This window comes from Pseudomonas mosselii (genome assembly GCF_003205295.1).
GTDB classification, from domain to species: Bacteria; Pseudomonadota; Gammaproteobacteria; order Pseudomonadales; family Pseudomonadaceae; genus Aquipseudomonas; species Aquipseudomonas mosselii_B.
On record NZ_QJRP01000027.1, the window covers coordinates 1 to 17,872 of the forward strand.

The 17,872-nt window shown below is 64.9% G+C and carries 17 protein-coding genes; 14 read left to right on the forward strand and 3 right to left on the reverse strand.

Going from position 1 to position 17,872, the window contains the following annotated elements; all coding sequences use genetic code 11:
- The first annotated feature begins 303 nt into the window (after positions 1–303).
- Both DMX06_RS26370 and DMX06_RS20350 read left to right on the forward strand, forming a co-directional pair.
- On the forward strand, positions 304–525 hold the full coding sequence (locus DMX06_RS26370; protein ID WP_110739064.1) for a hypothetical protein: 222 nt from the start codon (positions 304–306) through the stop codon (positions 523–525).
- Positions 526–534: 9 nt separating this feature from the next.
- Positions 535–1,428, forward strand: a complete 894-nt coding sequence (locus DMX06_RS20350) for a 1-aminocyclopropane-1-carboxylate deaminase/D-cysteine desulfhydrase (RefSeq protein ID WP_110739065.1) — start codon at positions 535–537, stop codon at positions 1,426–1,428.
- Here DMX06_RS20350 and DMX06_RS20355 read toward each other — a convergent pair.
- On the reverse strand, positions 1,419–1,964 hold the full coding sequence (locus DMX06_RS20355) for a cytochrome b (protein ID WP_050704781.1): 546 nt from the start codon (positions 1,962–1,964) through the stop codon (positions 1,419–1,421). The genes DMX06_RS20350 and DMX06_RS20355 overlap by 10 nt on opposite strands.
- A 175-nt stretch (positions 1,965–2,139) precedes the next feature.
- On the opposite strand from DMX06_RS20355, the gene DMX06_RS20360 reads away from it, so the two are divergent.
- The gene (locus DMX06_RS20360) at positions 2,140–3,759 is read left to right on the forward strand and encodes a WG repeat-containing protein (RefSeq protein WP_110739066.1); all 1,620 of its coding nucleotides are present in this window, start codon (positions 2,140–2,142) and stop codon (positions 3,757–3,759) included.
- Between the two features lie 43 nt (positions 3,760–3,802).
- On the opposite strand, the gene DMX06_RS20365 is transcribed toward DMX06_RS20360, so the two are convergent.
- Positions 3,803–4,783 carry a DUF1853 family protein gene (locus tag DMX06_RS20365; RefSeq protein ID WP_110739067.1) on the reverse strand — a complete coding sequence of 327 codons (981 nt, stop codon included), beginning with the start codon at positions 4,781–4,783 and terminating at the stop codon, positions 3,803–3,805.
- A 44-nt stretch (positions 4,784–4,827) separates the two neighbouring features.
- Between DMX06_RS20365 and DMX06_RS20370 the strand changes: the two genes are divergently transcribed.
- The 11 genes from DMX06_RS20370 to DMX06_RS20420 all read left to right on the forward strand — a co-directional run bounded on the left by DMX06_RS20370 (position 4,828) and on the right by DMX06_RS20420 (position 17,031).
- Positions 4,828–5,718, forward strand: coding sequence for an NAD(+) kinase (locus DMX06_RS20370; protein WP_023632574.1), 891 nt, complete (start codon positions 4,828–4,830; stop codon positions 5,716–5,718).
- Complete coding sequence (locus DMX06_RS20375) at positions 5,718–6,689, forward strand: metallophosphoesterase (protein WP_110739068.1); 972 nt, start codon at positions 5,718–5,720, stop codon at positions 6,687–6,689. The genes DMX06_RS20370 and DMX06_RS20375 overlap by 1 nt, the downstream gene beginning before the upstream one ends.
- Positions 6,686–7,570, forward strand: coding sequence for a rhomboid family intramembrane serine protease (locus DMX06_RS20380; protein ID WP_110739069.1), 885 nt, complete (start codon positions 6,686–6,688; stop codon positions 7,568–7,570). The genes DMX06_RS20375 and DMX06_RS20380 overlap by 4 nt, the downstream gene beginning before the upstream one ends.
- Positions 7,571–7,583: 13 nt before the next feature.
- On the forward strand, positions 7,584–7,844 hold the full coding sequence (locus DMX06_RS20385) for a YeaC family protein (RefSeq protein WP_011532970.1): 261 nt from the start codon (positions 7,584–7,586) through the stop codon (positions 7,842–7,844).
- Positions 7,841–8,671 (forward strand): DUF2797 domain-containing protein, encoded by an 831-nt coding sequence (locus DMX06_RS20390; protein ID WP_028692915.1) that lies wholly within the window; start codon positions 7,841–7,843, stop codon positions 8,669–8,671. The genes DMX06_RS20385 and DMX06_RS20390 overlap by 4 nt, the downstream gene beginning before the upstream one ends.
- Before the next feature lie 13 nt (positions 8,672–8,684).
- Positions 8,685–11,342 (forward strand): aminopeptidase N, encoded by a 2,658-nt coding sequence (gene pepN / locus DMX06_RS20395; RefSeq protein WP_110739070.1) that lies wholly within the window; start codon positions 8,685–8,687, stop codon positions 11,340–11,342.
- Between the two features lie 292 nt (positions 11,343–11,634).
- A complete protein-coding gene (locus tag DMX06_RS20400; RefSeq protein ID WP_110739071.1) occupies positions 11,635–12,651 on the forward strand; it encodes a WD40/YVTN/BNR-like repeat-containing protein in 1,017 nt (338 codons plus the stop codon).
- Positions 12,648–15,041 carry an efflux RND transporter permease subunit gene (locus DMX06_RS20405; protein WP_110739072.1) on the forward strand — a complete coding sequence of 798 codons (2,394 nt, stop codon included), beginning with the start codon at positions 12,648–12,650 and terminating at the stop codon, positions 15,039–15,041. The genes DMX06_RS20400 and DMX06_RS20405 overlap by 4 nt, the downstream gene beginning before the upstream one ends.
- A gap of 135 nt (positions 15,042–15,176) precedes the next feature.
- Positions 15,177–15,467, forward strand: a complete 291-nt coding sequence (locus DMX06_RS20410) for a DUF5629 family protein (protein WP_110739073.1) — start codon at positions 15,177–15,179, stop codon at positions 15,465–15,467.
- Positions 15,433–16,563, forward strand: coding sequence for a lactonase family protein (locus tag DMX06_RS20415; protein ID WP_181427874.1), 1,131 nt, complete (start codon positions 15,433–15,435; stop codon positions 16,561–16,563). The genes DMX06_RS20410 and DMX06_RS20415 overlap by 35 nt, the downstream gene beginning before the upstream one ends.
- A gap of 288 nt (positions 16,564–16,851) precedes the next feature.
- Positions 16,852–17,031, forward strand: a complete 180-nt coding sequence (locus DMX06_RS20420; RefSeq protein WP_110739075.1) for a hypothetical protein — start codon at positions 16,852–16,854, stop codon at positions 17,029–17,031.
- Positions 17,032–17,067: 36 nt separating this feature from the next.
- Here the strand turns inward: DMX06_RS20420 and DMX06_RS20425 are convergent, their stop codons facing one another.
- Positions 17,068–17,781 (reverse strand): ribonuclease T2 family protein, encoded by a 714-nt coding sequence (locus DMX06_RS20425; RefSeq protein WP_110739076.1) that lies wholly within the window; start codon positions 17,779–17,781, stop codon positions 17,068–17,070.
- Positions 17,782–17,872 lie beyond the last annotated feature (91 nt).

Below are 17,872 nucleotides of genomic sequence, written 5' to 3' on the forward strand. Positions count from 1 at the left end.
CAGACCATAGCGATACGCCCTGGGCGAGACGGTGGGGACATGTTCGATGTCTATTTCTGCCATCAACGCCTGCGCACCATCGACGTGAATAAACCTGATTACGGACCATAATGTGTCAACCATGTCTCCGCACACGTGTCCACCATGTGTCCGGTCCATACAGAAGGATCAAAAAGGAACCAAAAAATCCTCGCTCCATTCATCCGGCCCTACGCTTCGCTCCGGGTCCCCTCACTCCGGCCTTGCTCCCGGGAGGACCGCGCTGAACGCCCCATCCTGGGGCGCAGCGCTTGACGGCCATCCATGGCCGTCACCTCCCTGCGCAAGGCCTGCGTTCGGCCTCCTGAAGTCGCGAAGTTACGGGCGGCGCCTGGGGTGACGCAGCTGTCGCTAGCGAGGTATGAGGCTAGACTCTTGATCGGCAACGGCAACGGCAACGGCAACGGCAACGGCAACGGCAACGGCAACGGCAACGGCAACGGCAACGGCAACGAGCAGCACATCTGCATCTGCGCGATCAGATAAACTGCTTTCATGTATGATTTTTCTCTCCCCCAAGCCCCTCTGCAACGCCTGGACCTGCCTTGGTTGCGCCACGCGGGAATCAAAGCCGCGGTCCTGCGTCTGGACCTGATCGACCCGCTGATCAGCGGCAACAAATGGTTCAAGCTGCGTCATCACCTGCTTCAGGCCCGCAAGGCAGATGCACCGGGTCTGATCAGCCTGGGTGGCAACCACTCCAACCATCTCCACGCCCTGGCGGCGGCCGGCAAGCGCTTCAGTTTCGCCACGGCCGGCCTGTTGCGTGGCCACCCCCAGGAAACACCCACGGTACAGGACCTGCGCGCCCTGGGCATGGAACTGCACTGGCTCGGTTTCGGCGGCTACCGCGCCCGCCATGAGCCCGATTTCTGGCAGCCCTGGCAGGCCCGGTACCCAGGTTGGCACTGTATCCCCGAAGGCGGTGGCGGCCTGGCCGGTGCCCAGGGCTGCGGGTTGATCGTCGAGCAATGCCGGGCGCAACTGGCAACGCTCGGCTGGACGGACTACGACGCCTGGTGGCTGGCAGCGGGAACCGGTACGACCCTGGCGGGCCTGGTGCTGGAAGAGGCGGGCAGGCACGCCGTCCATGGCGCTCTCGCCGTGCCGCTTGACCGCGGCGTGCCGGAAACCGTCGCGACATTGGCGGGCGTGCAGGGCTACGAGCTGCACGACGCCAGCCGTGGCGGCTTTGCCCGTATCGACGACGCGCTGCTGGCGTTCATCGCCGACAGCGAACGGCACACCGGCATGCCGCTGGAGGCGCTCTATACCGGCAAGGCCCTGCTGGCCCTGCGCGACCAGATCGAGGCCGGGCGTTTCGCCCCCGGCACCCGCCTGGTGTTCCTGCACACCGGAGGCCTGCAGGGACGACGCGGCTACTTGTAGGGCAGCATGCGCAGCAGTGTGTTGTCGCGCCGCACATAGTGGTGATAGAGCCCGGCCAGCGCATGCAGGCCGATCAGCCAGTAGCCCCAACTGCCGATGCGCTCGTGCCAGCCCTTGATGAACTTGCTCAGGTCCGGATCCGGGGCGACGATGGCCGGCAGCTCCAGGCCATAGAACGGGATCGGCTTGTCGGCGGCGCTAAGGATCGCCCAGCCGGCCAGCGGCAGGCCGATCATCATCAGGTACAGCAGCAGGTGCACCAGGTGCGACAGGCCCGTCTGCCAGGCCGGTGGCCTGGGCACGATCGGCGGCGTGGGGCGCGACAGGCGCAGGGCCAGGCGCAGCCAGACCAGCACGAACACCGTCAGCCCGAGCATGAAGTGCAGGTCTTTCATCAGGTCGCGTTCGGCGCTGCCTTTGGGAAACAGGCCGCGCAGCTCGATGCAGGCGTAGACGGCGGCCAACAGCACCAGCATCAGCCAGTGCAGGGCAATCGACAGCCGCGCATAGTGGGCCGCGGGGGTGGATGAAACCATGGTGGGTCCTCGTCATCAGGTCAAAAAGGGCGCTCTTGCTGGCGCCTGCCCCTAACTCTAATCGCTGGCGTGGAAATGTGTTTGCTTCAGATCTATCAAATGCGGCCGACACAGCAGGCTTGGGTGATGGCTTTGGGCCTGCACCCGATCTCCATCGCACAAGGATCCTGTGTCAATGAAACGCCTCATCTCCACCCCTCGGGTAGCGCTGTTCGGCGCCCTGTCCCTCCTGCTCGCCGGCTGCGAGCAAACCCCGGCGGTCAAGACGCCACCGATTGCCGCCCTGACCATTCCGCTGTGCGTGAACGACGAATGCGCCGTACTGGACCAGAACGGCGAATTCCGAGTCGCCCCAGGCAGCGAGTTCACCCAGATCTATACCCAACCCTTCACCAACGCCTTCATCTTCGGGCGTGGCGACTACTGGCACCTGGCAAGTGGTGACGGCAAGCAGGTGATTCGCGCCGACCTCACCGACGAGCTCTACACCTTGACCCCTGGCCTGTTCGGCTACGTCCGCAATGGCAAGGTCGGAGTGATGGACGAGCAGGGCAAGGAAGTCCAGCCGGCCATCTTCGACAATGTCTATGTCGGTGGCGACAACGACTTTATCGTCTACGAGATCGACGAACTGCGCGGCATCCTCACGCCTCAGGGCGAGAAGGTCAGCGAGGCGGTATTCGACTCAATGTACGTGCGCGAGGATTTCGCCAAGCGCGGCAACTGGGTGCTCGCCGAGCGCCAAGGCGAAAGCTGGGGATACAACCTCAAGACCAAGGTGTTGCGCAAGCTGGACTTCGACACCATTGTCAGCGCGGCCGACGGGTATCTGGTGGTCTCCCGCGAAGGCGGCGCAGGCAAGGGCCTGGCTGATGCCAACGGCGACCTGGTAATTGCGCTCGACAAGGGCTGGCTGGGCACGCCAGGCGGTGGCCTGGTGGCGTATCGGGATGGTTACGACAAACCTTGTGGCTACCTGGATTATCAAGGCAAGGTCGTGATCGAGGCGCAGTACCAGAACTGCGAGACGTTCGGCAAGGTTGGCGGCATGGTGCAGTTGCCGCGTACCGACGAAGACCGCGGCAAAGCCGGGATGATCGGGCATGACGGCAAATGGCTGATCGAGCCCGAGTACGACTCGATCGGCGACGCGGGTATTGGCCTGCTCGGCATGAGTGGGCACCGCCCTGGTTTCAACCATATCGGCAAGCTGCAGAACATGTTCCTGGCAACCTACGGAACCATCGACCTGGACCAGGGGAAGGTTGTGTTCCAGCCCACCTACAAGCAGATCGGTGTGGTCGCGCCCAAGCGCTATGCCTTCACCGAGCTGAAATCGCCGAAGAAGACGGTCATGCTCCTCGGTAGCCCGAGTGAGACTGATACCGTGGGCCTGATGGACGAGCAGGGCAAGGTGTTGGTCAAGCCGGAACAGTTCGTGTCGTTCAAGCTGTTGGCCGATGGCCATCACCTGCTCGCTGCCGAGGGTAGCAGGTCGGACAACTTGCGCGCACTGTATGACCTCGATGGCAAACTGCTGGTGCCCGCCAAATGGCAAGACCTGGAAGTCGACGAGGCGCGTGGCGCGATCTTCGCCTATCGGGTCGAGGGCAATGGCGATGACGCCGTGCGTACGCTGCGCGCCCTGTATCGCCTGGATGGCAGCGTGGTGTTCGACACCAACCGCCTGCCCTGTGGTGCGGAACAGGTGGTCGACGGCAAGGGCCAGGTGCTGTGGCCGAAGGATGCCCAGGCTCACTGCCCGGCGCCTGAGCCGGTGGCCGAGGCGTCCTGACGCTTGAGCTCCCGTCGCCGGTGAATCGGCGGCAGGAGCTGTTTCAGCGCGGGGGGAGGTCCGGCCAGTTGTCGGCCACCAGGAACATCCGTTCGACCTCTTCCCACATCCCGTCCGCCTGTTCCTCCACCCTGCTCAGCAGGTGTGCGTGGGCATCGGGCTCCAGCCCTTCCCGCCAGGCGGTGAAGCGCGCTGTGTCCCAGCAGGCCTGTGCTTCAAGGCGCGCCGGTGCCAGCCATGCCTGGCGTGGCAGGGGCTGCCAGCATCCGTTCTCGGCTTCGCTCCATTGAGATTGACGCAGCCAGCCACCGCGCAGGTGTTGGGGGTTGGCCCCGTCAGGTGGTCGGGTCTGCCCCGATCGTGGGTAGAACAGGTAGCCACCAAGCCACAGGTGGGCCTGCACCCGATCCAGGCCCAGTCCGGCCAGCACCGAGTGACTCCGCGGTCCGCTCGACATGGGCAACTGGTGCTGCACCAGGTGCGCCAGCTTGCGCCCCAGCCGGTCATGGCAACCGGGGCCGAGCCAGAGGTCCGGGTTGCCGCCGTCACCGCTCGGTGGACCCAGATAGAGCTTGATGGCCAGCTCCAGGTGATGATCGCCCTCGCGGTCGCGCAGCAGGATGTCCAGCTCGCCCAGGGTATGCCCGCCGTTGCGGATCGCCAGGTTGGCCGCCAGCAGCTCGATGCCCGGCGCCTGCTGCAGGGCGAACTGCCACAGGCTTTCGTAGTACAGGCCCAGGCGCCGGCTGTTCAAGCGTGTCAGCCAGGCCAGCAGCGGCGCAGGCTCCTGGTCGAGCGACGCGAGCCATTGGCCCAGGCGCTGTGGATCATCGGCCCAGGCACTGCCCTGCAGCGGGTGACGCTGGGGGCAGCCGGCCTGCGCCAGCAGCGGGGGGGAGAGCAGCGCCCAGGCCAGGTCGCGCACGGCGGGGTGGCGCAGTTGGCGGGGCAGGGGCTCGAGGTCGGCGAAGGGCATCATCCTGCGAGCATAGCCGGTTTGCCGCTGGCCGGTCCTTTCGCCCATAATCCCGGCATTGTCACCCCGCCGCAGAGCCTTGCAGGAGCACCATGGAGCAATTTCGCAATATCGGTATCATCGGACGCCTTGGCAGCTCCCAGGTGCTCGACACCATTCGCCGACTGAAAAAATTCCTCCTCGAGCGCCACCTGCACGTGATCCTCGAGGACACCATCGCCGAAGTCCTGCCCGGCCACGGCCTGCAGACCTCCACGCGCAAGCTGCTGGGCGAGGTCTGCGACCTGGTCATCGTGGTCGGCGGCGACGGCAGCCTGCTTGGGGCAGCCCGCGCCCTGGCCCGGCACAACATCCCGGTACTGGGGATCAACCGCGGCAACCTGGGCTTTCTCACCGACATCCGCCCCGACGAGCTGGAAGAGAAAGTCGCCGAAGTGCTCGACGGCCACTACCTGGTGGAGAACCGCTTCCTGCTGCAGGCCGAGGTGCGCCGCCACCACGAGGCCATCGGCCAGGGCGACGCGCTCAACGATGTGGTGCTGCACCCGGGCAAGTCGACGCGGATGATCGAGTTCGAGATCTACATCGACGGCCAGTTCGTCTGCAGCCAGAAGGCCGACGGCCTGATCGTCGCCACCCCGACCGGTTCCACCGCCTATGCGCTGTCGGCCGGCGGCCCGATCATGCACCCCAAGCTCGACGCCATCGTCATCGTGCCGATGTACCCGCACACCCTGTCGGGCCGGCCGATCGTGGTGGACGGCAACAGCGAGCTGAAGATCGTCGTGTCCAAGGACCTGCAGATCTACCCGCAGGTTTCCTGCGACGGCCAGAACCACTTCACCTGTGCCCCCGGCGATACCATCACGGTGAGCAAGAAACCGCAGAAACTGCGCCTGATCCACCCGCTGGACCACAACTACTACGAGGTCTGCCGCACCAAGCTCGGCTGGGGCAGCCGCCTGGGCGGCAGGGACGACTGATGCTCGATCCGGCGCGCAGTTTCGACATCATCGGTGACGTGCATGGTTGTGCGCTCACCCTCGAACGCCTGCTCGACGCGCTCGGCTACAAGCGGGTCGGCGGGGTCTGGCGCCACCCGCGGCGCCAGGCGCTGTTCCTCGGCGATATCGTCGATCGTGGCCCGCGTATCCGCGAGGCGCTGCACATCGTCCACGACATGGTCGAGGCGGGCCAGGCCTTCTGCATCATGGGCAACCATGAGTACAACGCCCTGGGCTGGGTCACCCCGGCACTGCCCGGCAGCGGCAAGGCTTTCGTGCGCGAGCACACCCCGCGCCATGCCCGGTTGATCGACGAGACCCTCACCCAGTTCGCCCAGCATCCGGGCGACTGGCACGATTTCATCCAGTGGTTCTACGAACTGCCGCTATTCGTCGACGCCGGACGCTTCCGCCTGGTGCATGCCTGCTGGGATCCGGGGCTGATCGAGCCGTTGCGCCGGCAGTACCCCACGGGCCGCATCGACGAGCACTTCGTGCAGGCGTCGGCGGTGTCCGGCAGTTTCGCCGCCACGGTGTGCAATCGCCTGCTGCGCGGCACCGACATGCGCCTGCCGGACGGCCTGACGCTGACCGGCGGCGACGGCCTGACCCGCGCCTTCTTCCGCACCAAGTTCTGGGAAGAAGACCCGCAGACCTACGGCGACATCGTCTTCCAGCCCGACGCGCTGCCCGACGAGGTGGCCCGCACGCCCCTCAGCCACAGCCAGAAGAACGCCTTGCTGCGCTACGACGAGGACGAGCCGCTGCTGTTCGTCGGCCATTACTGGCGCAGTGGGCGTCCGGCACCGATCCGCGCCAACCTCGCCTGCCTGGACTACAGCGCCGTGCTGTACGGCAAGCTGGCGGCCTACCGCCTGGATGACGAAACCCGCATCGACCCGCACAAGTTCGTCTGGGTCGATGTCGACCGCCCGCAGGCCAGCCAATGAACGTGATCGAAGTGCTGCGCCTGCCGCTGGCGGTCGATCTCAGTGGTTTCGTTGCCTTGCTGCGGCGCCTGCAGGTGCCGCACAGGGTGGTGGAGGAGGGCGAGGAGCAGGTGCTGTGGGCGCCGCCGGCCATGGCCGGCGAGGTGCTCGAGCTGTACCGGCGTTTCCCTGACGGCAATGCCGATCTTGAAGCCCTGCCCGAACCTGTGACAGCCGGCCCGACCAATGCCCCGGCGCCTCCTTCGCTGAAGGAGCAGGCCCTGGCCTGCAAGGTCACCGCCGCAGTGCTGATCCTGAGCCTGGTGGTCGCCGGGGTAACCGGCCTGGGCGACAACCTGTCGACGATCGGCTGGTTCACCTTCCTGTCGTTCAAGGTGCAGGGCGACTACCTGTACTTCACTCCGTTGCTCCAAGGCCTGGCCGAAGGCCAATGGTGGCGCCTGGTGTCGCCGATGCTGCTGCACTTCGGCGTGCTGCACCTGGCGATGAACGGCCTGTGGTACTGGGAACTGGGCAAGCGCATCGAGTTGCGCCAGGGCCCGTGGATGCTGCTGGGCCTGACCTTGCTGTTCAGCCTGGTATCCAACCTGGCCCAGCATTTCACCAGCGGCCCGAGCCTGTTCGGCGGCCTGTCCGGGGTGCTCTACGGCTTGCTCGGGCATGTCTGGCTGTACCAGTGGCTGGCGCCCAATCCGCAGTTCAACCTGCCCAAGGGCGTGCTGGTGATGATGCTGATCTGGCTGGTGATCTGCCTGAGCGGCGTGGTCGGCCAACTGGGCTTCGGTCAGATCGCCAACGCCGCCCATGTCGGCGGGTTGCTCATCGGATGCCTGACCGGCCTCTTGGGCGGATGGCTTGCCCGGCGTAAACTGACCGCCTGACTGAGGAGACACCATGTCCACGTTCGCGCAAATGATCGAAAACATCACCCCCGAGATCTACGAGAGCCTGAAGACGGCCGTGGAGATCGGCAAATGGTCCGACGGCCGCAAGCTGACCGCCGAGCAGAAGGAGCTGTCGCTGCAGGCGGTGATCGCCTGGGAGATGAAGAACCTCCCCGAAGAGCAGCGCACCGGCTACATGGGCCCGCAGGAGTGCGCTTCGAAGTCGGCGCCAATCGCCAACATCCTGTTCAAGTCGGACTCGGTACATTGATCGAACTCGCTCGTGGCTCTTTGAGCAAGATGGCGGTGCGCCTGGACGCACCGGTCGTTCAATACAGTTTCCGCCTGGATGACGCCGAGGTGCCGGTCAACCCGCTGATCGGCCAGTCGATCCGCCTGGAATACCTCGGCGCGATCCACTGCACCCACTGCGGCAAACGCACCAAGACCAGCTTCAGCCAGGGGTACTGCTACCCGTGCATGACCAAGCTGGCCCAGTGCGATGTGTGCATCATGGCCCCGGAGAAATGCCACTACGACGCCGGCACCTGCCGGGAGCCTTCGTGGGGCGAGCAGTTCTGCATGACCGACCACGTGGTCTACCTGGCCAACTCATCGGGCATCAAGGTCGGCATCACCCGCGCCACCCAGCTGCCCACCCGCTGGCTCGACCAGGGCGCCAGCCAGGCGCTGCCGATCATGCGCGTGGCCACCCGCCAGCAATCCGGGCTGGTCGAGGACGTGCTGCGCAGCCAGGTGCCGGACCGCACCAACTGGCGCGCGCTGCTCAAGGGCGACGCCGAGGTGCTCGACCTGCCGGCCATCCGCGAACAGATCTTCGACGCCTGCGCCGACGGCATCCGCGGCCTGCAGGAGCGCTTCGGCTTGCAGGCCATCCAGCCGTTGCCCGACGCCGAGGTGGTGCAGATGCGCTACCCGGTCGAGGCTTACCCGAAAAAGATCGTCAGCTTCAACCTCGACAAGGACCCGGTCGTGGAAGGCACACTGTTGGGCATCAAGGGCCAGTACCTGATCTTCGACACCGGCGTGATCAACATTCGCAAGTACACGGCCTACCAGCTGGCCGTGCTCCAGTAAAAGGATCGTCACCATGCGTACCGAACAACCGCAAGTGATCTACCTCAAGGACTATCAGGCCCCCGAGTACCTGATCGACGAGACCCACCTGACCTTCGAACTGTTCGAGGACCACAGCCTGGTCCATGCGCAGCTGGTCATGCGCCGCAACCCCGAGCGCGGCGCCGGCCTGCCGCCGCTGGTGCTCGATGGCCAGCACCTGGAGCTGCTGGGCGTGCAGTTGGACGACCAGGCGCTGGGCGCCGACGACTACCAGCTCGACGACGACAGCCTCACCGTGCAGCCGAAGGGCGAGCGCTTCACCCTGGACACCAGCGTGAAGATCCACCCGGAGAGCAACACCGCGCTGGAAGGCCTGTACAAGTCCGGCAAGATGTTCTGCACCCAGTGCGAGGCCGAGGGCTTTCGCAAGATCACCTACTACCTCGACCGCCCGGATGTGATGAGCACCTTCACCACCACGGTGATCGCCGAGCAGCATCGCTATCCGGTGCTGTTGTCCAACGGCAACCCGGTCGGCAGCGGCCCGGGCGAGGACGGCCGCCACTGGGCGACCTGGGAAGACCCGTTCAAGAAGCCGGCCTACCTGTTCGCCCTGGTGGCCGGTGACCTCTGGTGCAAGGAAGACACGTTCGTTCGCCAGTCAGGCCGCGATGTGACCCTGCGCATCTATGTCGAGCCGGAAAACCTCGACAAGTGCGACCACGCCATGGTCAGCCTGAAGAAGTCCATGCGCTGGGACGAGGAAGTCTACGGTCGCGAGTACGACCTGGACATCTTCATGATCGTCGCGGTCAACGACTTCAACATGGGCGCCATGGAAAACAAGGGCCTGAACATCTTCAACTCCAGCTGTGTGCTGGCCCGCGCCGAGACCGCCACCGACGCCGCCCACCAGCGGGTCGAGGGTGTGGTCGCCCACGAGTACTTCCACAACTGGTCGGGCAACCGCGTGACCTGCCGCGACTGGTTCCAGCTGTCGCTCAAGGAAGGCTTCACGGTGTACCGCGACGCCGAGTTCAGCGCCGACATGAACTCGCGCACGGTCAAGCGCATCGAGGATGTCGCCTACCTGCGCACCCACCAGTTCGCCGAGGATGCCGGCCCCATGGCCCACCCGGTGCGCCCGGCGAGCTTCATCGAGATCTCCAACTTCTACACCCTGACCGTGTACGAGAAGGGCGCCGAGGTCGTGGGCATGGTCCACACCCTGCTGGGCGCCGAGGGCTTCCGCAAGGGCAGCGACCTGTACTTCGAGCGTCATGACGGCCAGGCGGTGACCACCGACGACTTCATCAAGGCCATGGAAGACGCCAACGGCGTCGACCTGACCCAGTTCAAGCGCTGGTACAGCCAGGCCGGCACGCCGCGCCTGGAAGTCAGCGAGGCCTATGACGCCGCTGCGCAGACCTACAGCCTGACCTTCCGCCAGAGCTGCCCGCAGACCCCGGACAAGGTCGAGAAACTGCCGTTCGTGATCCCGGTGGCCCTGGGCCTGCTGGACGCCGAAGGCAACGACCTGCCGCTGCGCCTGGTGGGCGAGGCGCAGGCCGTCGGCAGCAGCCGCGTGCTGTCGGTGACCGAGGCCGAGCAGACCTTCACCTTCGAGGGGATCAAGGCCAAGCCGCTGCCGTCGCTGCTGCGCGGCTTCAGCGCGCCGGTCAAGCTGAGCTTCCCGTACGACCGCGACCAGCTGATGTTCCTCATGCAGCACGACAGCGACGGCTTCAACCGCTGGGAAGCCGGTCAGCAACTGTCGGTGCAGGTGTTGCAGGAACTGATCGGCCAGCACCAGCGCGGCGAAGCGCTCACGCTTGACCAGCGCCTGATCACCGCCCTGGGCACCGTGCTCGGCAATGCGTCGCTGGACCCCGCCATGGTCGCCGAGATGCTTTCGCTGCCGGGCGAGGCGTACCTCACCGAAATCAGCCAGGTGGCCGATGTCGATGCGATCCACGCCGCCCGCGAGTTCGCCCGCCAGCAGATCGCCGAGCAGCTGTTCGACGCCCTGTGGGCGCGCTACCAGGCCAACCGCGAGGCCTCGCGCAAAACCGCCTATGTGGCCTCGGCCGAGCATTTCGCCCGCCGCAGCCTGCAGAACATCGCCCTGTCGTACCTGATGCTGACCGGCAAGACGCCGGTGCTCGAGGCGACCCTGGAGCAGTTCGAGCACTGCGACAACATGACCGAGCGCCTCACCGCCCTGGCGGTGTTGGTCAATTCGCCGTTCGAAGCCGAGCGGGCCAAGGCGCTGGAAGCCTTCGCCGAGCACTTCAAGGACAACCCGCTGGTCATGGACCAGTGGTTCAGCGTGCAGGCGGCCAGCACCTTGCCGGGCGGCCTGGCACGGGTCCAGGCGTTGATGGAGCACCCGGCCTTCACCCTGAAGAACCCGAACAAGGTGCGTGCGCTGATCGGTGGTTTCGCCGGGCAGAACCTGGTCAACTTCCACGCCGCCGATGGTTCGGGTTATCGCTTCCTGGCGGACCTGGTGATCAAGCTCAATGCGCTCAATCCGCAGATCGCTTCGCGTCAACTCGCACCGCTGACCCGCTGGCGCAAATATGACGACAAGCGCCAGGCGTTGATGAAGGGCGAGCTGGAGCGGATTCTCGCGTCCGGGGCGCTGTCCAGCGATGTGTATGAGGTGGTGAGCAAGAGCTTGGCGTAAGCTGGGTAGATATTGGGGCTGCTGCGCAGCCCATCGCGACGCACGGCCGCTCCCACAGGATATGCACCAGTTCTGCCCTGGCGCCATCCCTGTGGGAGCGGCCTTGCGTCGCGATGGGCCGCACGGCGGCCCCAATTGTTCTTGTGGTTAACAAAACATAACGTCCCGCTCGTTGTGTTCCGCCGAACATCCCCGATACGATGGCCCGAAGCTATTCCAGGGCTCTGGAACAGGGTTTTCGCAGTACCTGGCAATAGATTGACCCAGCACAAGAACACAACAGGGGGCAGTCATGAGAGAGCGGGCAAGGGCACGCTACAGCCTGGCGGCCAGCGCGATGCTGGCGCTGACGCTGGGTATCGGGGCCGGGCATGTCCTGGCGGCGGTGGCCGCCGAGCAATACTCGGTGGAGTCGGCCAAGGCCAGTCAGAGCCTGTTGATCGGCGCTACCCATGCCGGGCAACGCCTGGTGGTGGTCGGCGACCGCGGCCACATTCTGTTCTCCGACGACCAGGGCAAGACCTGGACCCAGGCCCGGGTCCCCACCCGGCAGCTACTCACCGCCGTGTTCTTCCTCGACGACAAGCGCGGCTGGGCCGTCGGCCACGACGCGCAGATCCTCGCCAGCAGCGACGGCGGCGCGACCTGGAGCAAGCAATTCGAAGACCTGTCCCGCGAGGCACCCTTGCTCGATGTACGCTTCCTCGACCCGCAGCACGGCTTCGCCGTGGGCGCCTACGGTGCCTTGCTGGAAACCCTTGATGGCGGCCAGCACTGGCAGGACGTCGCCGAGCGCCTGGACAACCCCGACCAACTGCACCTCAACGCGATCACCCAGGTGAAGGATGCCGGCCTGTTCATCGTCGGCGAGCAGGGCGGCATGTTCCGTTCCAGCGACGCAGGCCAGAGCTGGACCAAGGTCCAGGGCCCCTACGAGGGCTCGCTGTTCGGCGTGATCGGCACCGCCCAGCCCAACACCCTGCTGGCCTACGGCCTGCGCGGCAACCTGTTCCGCTCCAGCGATTTCGGCGACAGCTGGCAGCCGATCGAGCTGAAGGCCGAACGCGGTCCGCTCGAATTCGGCCTGGCAAGCGCTACGCTTCTCGAAGACGGCAGCCTGGTGCTGGTCGGCAACGGCGGCAGCGTGCTGCGCAGCCATGACGACGGGCAGAGCTTCAGCGTGCGCAACCGCGCCGACCGCATCGCCCTGTCGGGCGTCAGCGGCCTGGGGGGTGGCGGCCTGCTGCTGGTCGGGCAAGGGGGCGTGCACCTGGCCTCGGCCGACGGTACCCAGGAGGCGCGTCCATGACCAGCCGGGAGAGCTTCGACATGCAGCACAAGGACAAGGCCACCCTGCTGGAACGCCTGATCTTCAACAACCGCCCCATCGTCATCGCCATCTGCGTGCTGGTGAGCATCTTCCTGTTCTGGCAGGCCACGCAGATCCGCCCCTCCACCAGCTTCGAGAAGATGATTCCGCTGCAGCATCCGTTCATCGAACAGATGCTCGAGCACCGCAACGACCTGGCCAACCTCGGCAACACCGTGCGTGTGTCGGTGGAGTCGACCAAGGGTGACATCTTCGACAAGGACTACATGGAGACCCTGCGTCAGATCCATGACGAGGTGTTCTACATCCCCGGCGTCGACCGCGCGGGGCTGAAGTCGCTGTGGAGCCCCAGCGTGCGCTGGAGCGAGGTCACTGAAGAAGGCTTCTCCGGCGGCGAGGTGATCCCCAACACCTACAACGGATCCCAGGACAGCCTCGACACCTTGCGCGACAACGTGCTCAAGTCCGGGCAGGTCGGGCGCCTGGTGGCCAACAACTTCAAGTCCAGCATCATCGATATCCCGCTGCTGGAAAGCTACCCCGACCCGCAGGACCCGGGGCGCCAGGTAAAGCTCGACTACCAGCAGTTCTCGCACCAGCTGGAAGAGAAGATCCGCGACAAGTTCCAGGCGCAGAACCCCGACGTGAAGATCCATATCGTCGGCTTCGCCAAGAAGGTCGGCGACCTGATCGACGGCCTGGTGATGGTGGCGATGTTCTTCGGCGTGGCGCTGGTGATCACTTGGGCGCTGCTGTACTGGTTCACCTGGTGCATCCGCAGCACCATCGCCGTGCTCATCACCACCCTGGTGGCGGTGGTCTGGCAACTGGGGCTGATGCATGCGGTGGGCTTCGGCCTGGATCCGTACTCGATGCTGGTGCCGTTCCTGATCTTCGCCATCGGCATCTCCCACGGGGTGCAGAAGATCAACGGCATCGCCCTGCAGTCGAGCGATGCCGACAACGCCCTGACCGCAGCGCGGCGCACCTTCCGCCAGCTGTTCCTGCCGGGGATGATCGCCATCCTCGCCGACGCCGTGGGCTTCATCACCCTGCTGATCATCGACATCGGGGTAATCCGCGAGCTGGCCATCGGCGCCTCGATCGGTGTGGCGGTGATCGTCTTCACTAACCTGATCCTGCTGCCGGTGGCGATCAGCTACGTCGGCATCAGCCAGAAGGCTATCGCCCGCAGCAAGAAGGACGCTACCCGCGAGCACCCGTTCTGGCGCCTGCTGTCCAACTTCGCCAGCGCCAAGGTGGCGCCGGTGTCGGTGGTGCTGGCGCTGCTGGCCTTCGCCGGCGGCCTCTGGTACAGCCAGAACCTGAAGATCGGCGACCTCGACCAGGGCGCGCCGGAGCTGCGCCCGGACTCGCGCTACAACCAGGACAACAGCTTCATCATCAGCAACTACTCGACCAGTTCCGACGTGCTGGTGATCATGGTCAAGACCCCGGCCGAGAGCTGCTCGATCCACTCGACCATGGCGCCGATCGACGAGTTGATGTGGACCATGGACAACACCCCGGGGGTGCAGTCGACCATCTCCCTGGTAACCGTGTCGAAACAGGTCATCAAGGGCATGAACGAGGGCAGCCTGAAATGGGAGACCCTGTCGCGCAACCCGGACATCCTCAACAACTCCATCGCCCGCGCCGACGGCCTGTACAACGCCGACTGCTCGCTGGCGCCGGTGCTGGTGTTCCTCAACGACCACAAGGCCGAGACCCTGGAGCGGGTCACCGCCGCGGCCAAGGCCTTTGCCGACAGCCACAACAAGGACGGCCTGCAGTTCCTCCTGGCGGCGGGTAACGCCGGCATCGAGGCGGCCACCAACGAGGTGATCAAGTCGGCCGAGCTGACCATCCTCATCCTGGTCTACATCTGCGTGGCGGTGATGTGCATGATCACCTTCCGCTCCTTCGCCGCGACGCTGTGCATCGTCCTGCCGCTGGTGCTGACCTCGGTGCTGGGCAACGCGCTGATGGCGTTCATGGGCATCGGCGTGAAGGTCGCCACGCTGCCGGTGGTGGCGCTGGGCGTGGGCATTGGCGTGGACTACGGCATCTACATCTACAGCCGCCTGGAGAGCTTCCTGCGCGCCGGCCTGCCGTTGCAGGAGGCCTACTACGAAACCCTGCGCTCCACCGGCAAGGCAGTGCTGTTCACCGGCCTGTGCCTGGCCATCGGCGTGTGCACCTGGATCTTCTCGGCCATCAAGTTCCAGGCCGACATGGGCCTGATGCTGACCTTCATGCTGTTGTGGAACATGTTCGGCGCCCTGTGGCTGCTGCCGGCGCTGGCGCGGTTCCTGATCAAGCCTGAGAAGCTGGCGGGCAAGGAAGGCGGGTCGATCTTCGCTCACTGACCAAGGCGGCAGTAGAGTCTGTGGGAGCGGGTTTACCCGCGAATACGATGGTGCACTCACCGACGCATTCGCGGGTAAACCCGCTCCCACAGCGTATACTGTCGGCTCTTTTTTCCATCGGTAATCTCTCGTCCCATGTCCACCCTCGCCACCGCCCTCGCATCCTGCGACATGCTCCTGATCGACGGCCTGCACGCCTTCGACTTCACCTTCGACGCATCCGGCCTCACCATCGAGTGCATGGATGGCCGCCAGCTGCGTCGCTGGACCTTCACCCCCGACCAGATCAGCGCCGCCACCGGCGCGGGCGACGATTGGAGCCTGGCCAGTGACGAAGGCGAGCATCGTCTAGTCTGTATGAGTGCCTTTCGTGCCCCGGATGAAGAAGACGATGAACAGGAAATGGACACGCCTGCTGACCGCTAGCCTCATGGCTTTGTCAGTTAACGCCCAGGCCGCCACGTTGCTGGTAGGCAGCTACACCGACAACGGCAGCGAAGGGATCTACCGCTACGACTTCGACTCCCGCACAGGCCAGATCGACGCCAAGCCCCGGCAAGTGGTCAAGAGCGTCAGCCCCTCGTGGCTGGTGCTGTCCGCCGACCAGCGCCAGTTGTTCGCGGTCAATGAAATGCCCAAGGGCCAGGTCAGCAGTTTCTCGCTGGGCAAGCAGGGCGAGATCAAGCTGCTGAACCAGGTGCCCAGCCAGGGCGACGAGCCGACCCACGCCAGCCTCAGCCACGACCAGCGCTACCTGTTCGTTGCCAACTACGCCGTTGCCCCCGACCCCGGTGGCAGCCTGGTGGTGATCCCGGTGGCCCGGGACGGCAAGCTAAAGCCGGTGGTGCAGCAGGCCCGGCACGCACCGAGCAAGGTCAACCCCGAACGCCAGGCCGGTGCCCATGTGCATTCGCTGGTGTTGTCGCCCGATGGCCGCCACCTGTACGCCAGCGACCTGGGCGCCGACAAGGTGTTCATCTACCGCTACGACGGCGCCAGCCCCGAGCATCCGTTGAGCCCGGCGATCCCGCCCGCGGTCGAGTTGCCTCCAGGCAGCGGGCCACGTCACCTGCTGTTCGACGCCAAGGGCCGGCATGCCTACCTGACCCTGGAGATGAGCGCCGAGGTGGTAGTGTTCGATGTGCAGGACGGCGCGCTGACCCTGCGCCAGCGCCTGCCGCTGACCGAGAGCACGGAAGCTGCGGCGAAGGCCGCAGGCGGCCTGCACCTGTCGGCCGATGGACGTTTCCTGTATGTCAGCAACCGTGGCACAGCCAACGAGGTCGTGGTGTATGCCGTGGGCAAGGACGATGGCCGGCTCACCCTGCTGCAGCGACGTTCGGTGGAGGGCGACCATCCTCGGGAGTTTGCCCTCGATCCGGATGGCAACTACCTGCTGGTGGCGAACCAGAAGAGCAACCAGATCGTGGTCATGCACCGCGATCCGCGCAGCGGCAAGCTGGGGGATACGGTGCAGAAGCTGCCCCAGCAGGCGCCTTCGGACCTCAAATTTCTGGAGTGATCATCCCCCCCGCCGGGTCGCCTCGCCCCCTGTGGGAGCGGCCTTGCGTCGCGAAAGGGCTGCGTAGCAGCCCCAGAATTTCAGCGTTGACGCAAAAATCGCCGGGGCCGCTGAGCGGCCCTTTCGCGACGCAAGGCCGCTCCCACAGGGGGGGGCGCGTCCAATTATCGATAGGCGTGATAATCGCTACTGCTGCAATGAATTTCAGTGGTCGAGTCCATCGGCGTAAGTTTTGACCCAAGGCCCCCGACGGGCCAACGTCAACCACCGAAGTCGAGGTCAGCCCACATGAACTTCAATCTCTTCCCGGTCATCGCCGCTTCCGCCATTTCCGCCTCCGTCGTACTGCCGGCCCATGCCCAGGTCCAGGTTTCCGAGCATAAGTCCTCAGTCCAGAGCTATACCCAGAAGTACCTGCAGCAGAGCGCCAACTTCTACGCGGCCCTGGATCATAAGGCGCAGCACTGAATTGACCTGGTCGCGGACCCGGATCCCCAAAGGCGTTCAGACGCCTTTGGGGATCCGGGTCTGCTCCTCGTTGCAGCGAATGCCAATCTGCAGATTCCTTTCCCCATGATAGGGCTCGCCATTGGCGTCGATCAGGTAGAAGACCTCGTGTAGGTACTGCACGTTGTCTTTCTTGTAGCAGCGAAACGCCGTGTTGTCCGGGAAGGTCTTCCTGATCGTGGAAAATGGCGCCGCGCTACCCACAAGTGCGTTGAACGCTTCCTGGTCTTTGAACTTCGCGACCCCGGCAAGGGTAACCATGTCCTGGAAATACGCCTGCATGGTCTTTCCAGAGCAGGTTCCGTGCTTTCGCCATTCATGGGCAAACATGCCTTCCGGCTCCTTGGTCACCAGCGCCCGGAGCGCTTTGTTGTCCAGTACCACTTTCATTTCGTCTGCTGGCATCGTGCAAGCCTCTTTGTCACAGGCAGGCGAGGTGGTGCAGAACTGCGGGTGGCGATTGGTCACTTCCCCTTCGGATTTGCTGTACGGCCAAATGCCGTGGCTCAGCAGCCGCTGTGGCGGCTGCTCACAGCCTGGCGTCGCGGGCTTCATGATGCAGAAGGTCGGTTGCCAGGTGAACGAGTAGACCAGGAAGTCGGTCTTGAACGCGTTCTGATCGGGGCCTGCGGCCTCGTTCGTATCCAGCCCCCAGGCATTGCCGATACAGGCGAGCAGAAGTGCTCCAAGCAACTTTTTACGCATGTCCATTGGCCATGTCCCTTGGCACTGGCCGCAGCGATAGCCGCAGCTCACGGCACACTAATACCGGCGTCGATCACTTCCGGCCACTGGCAAAAAT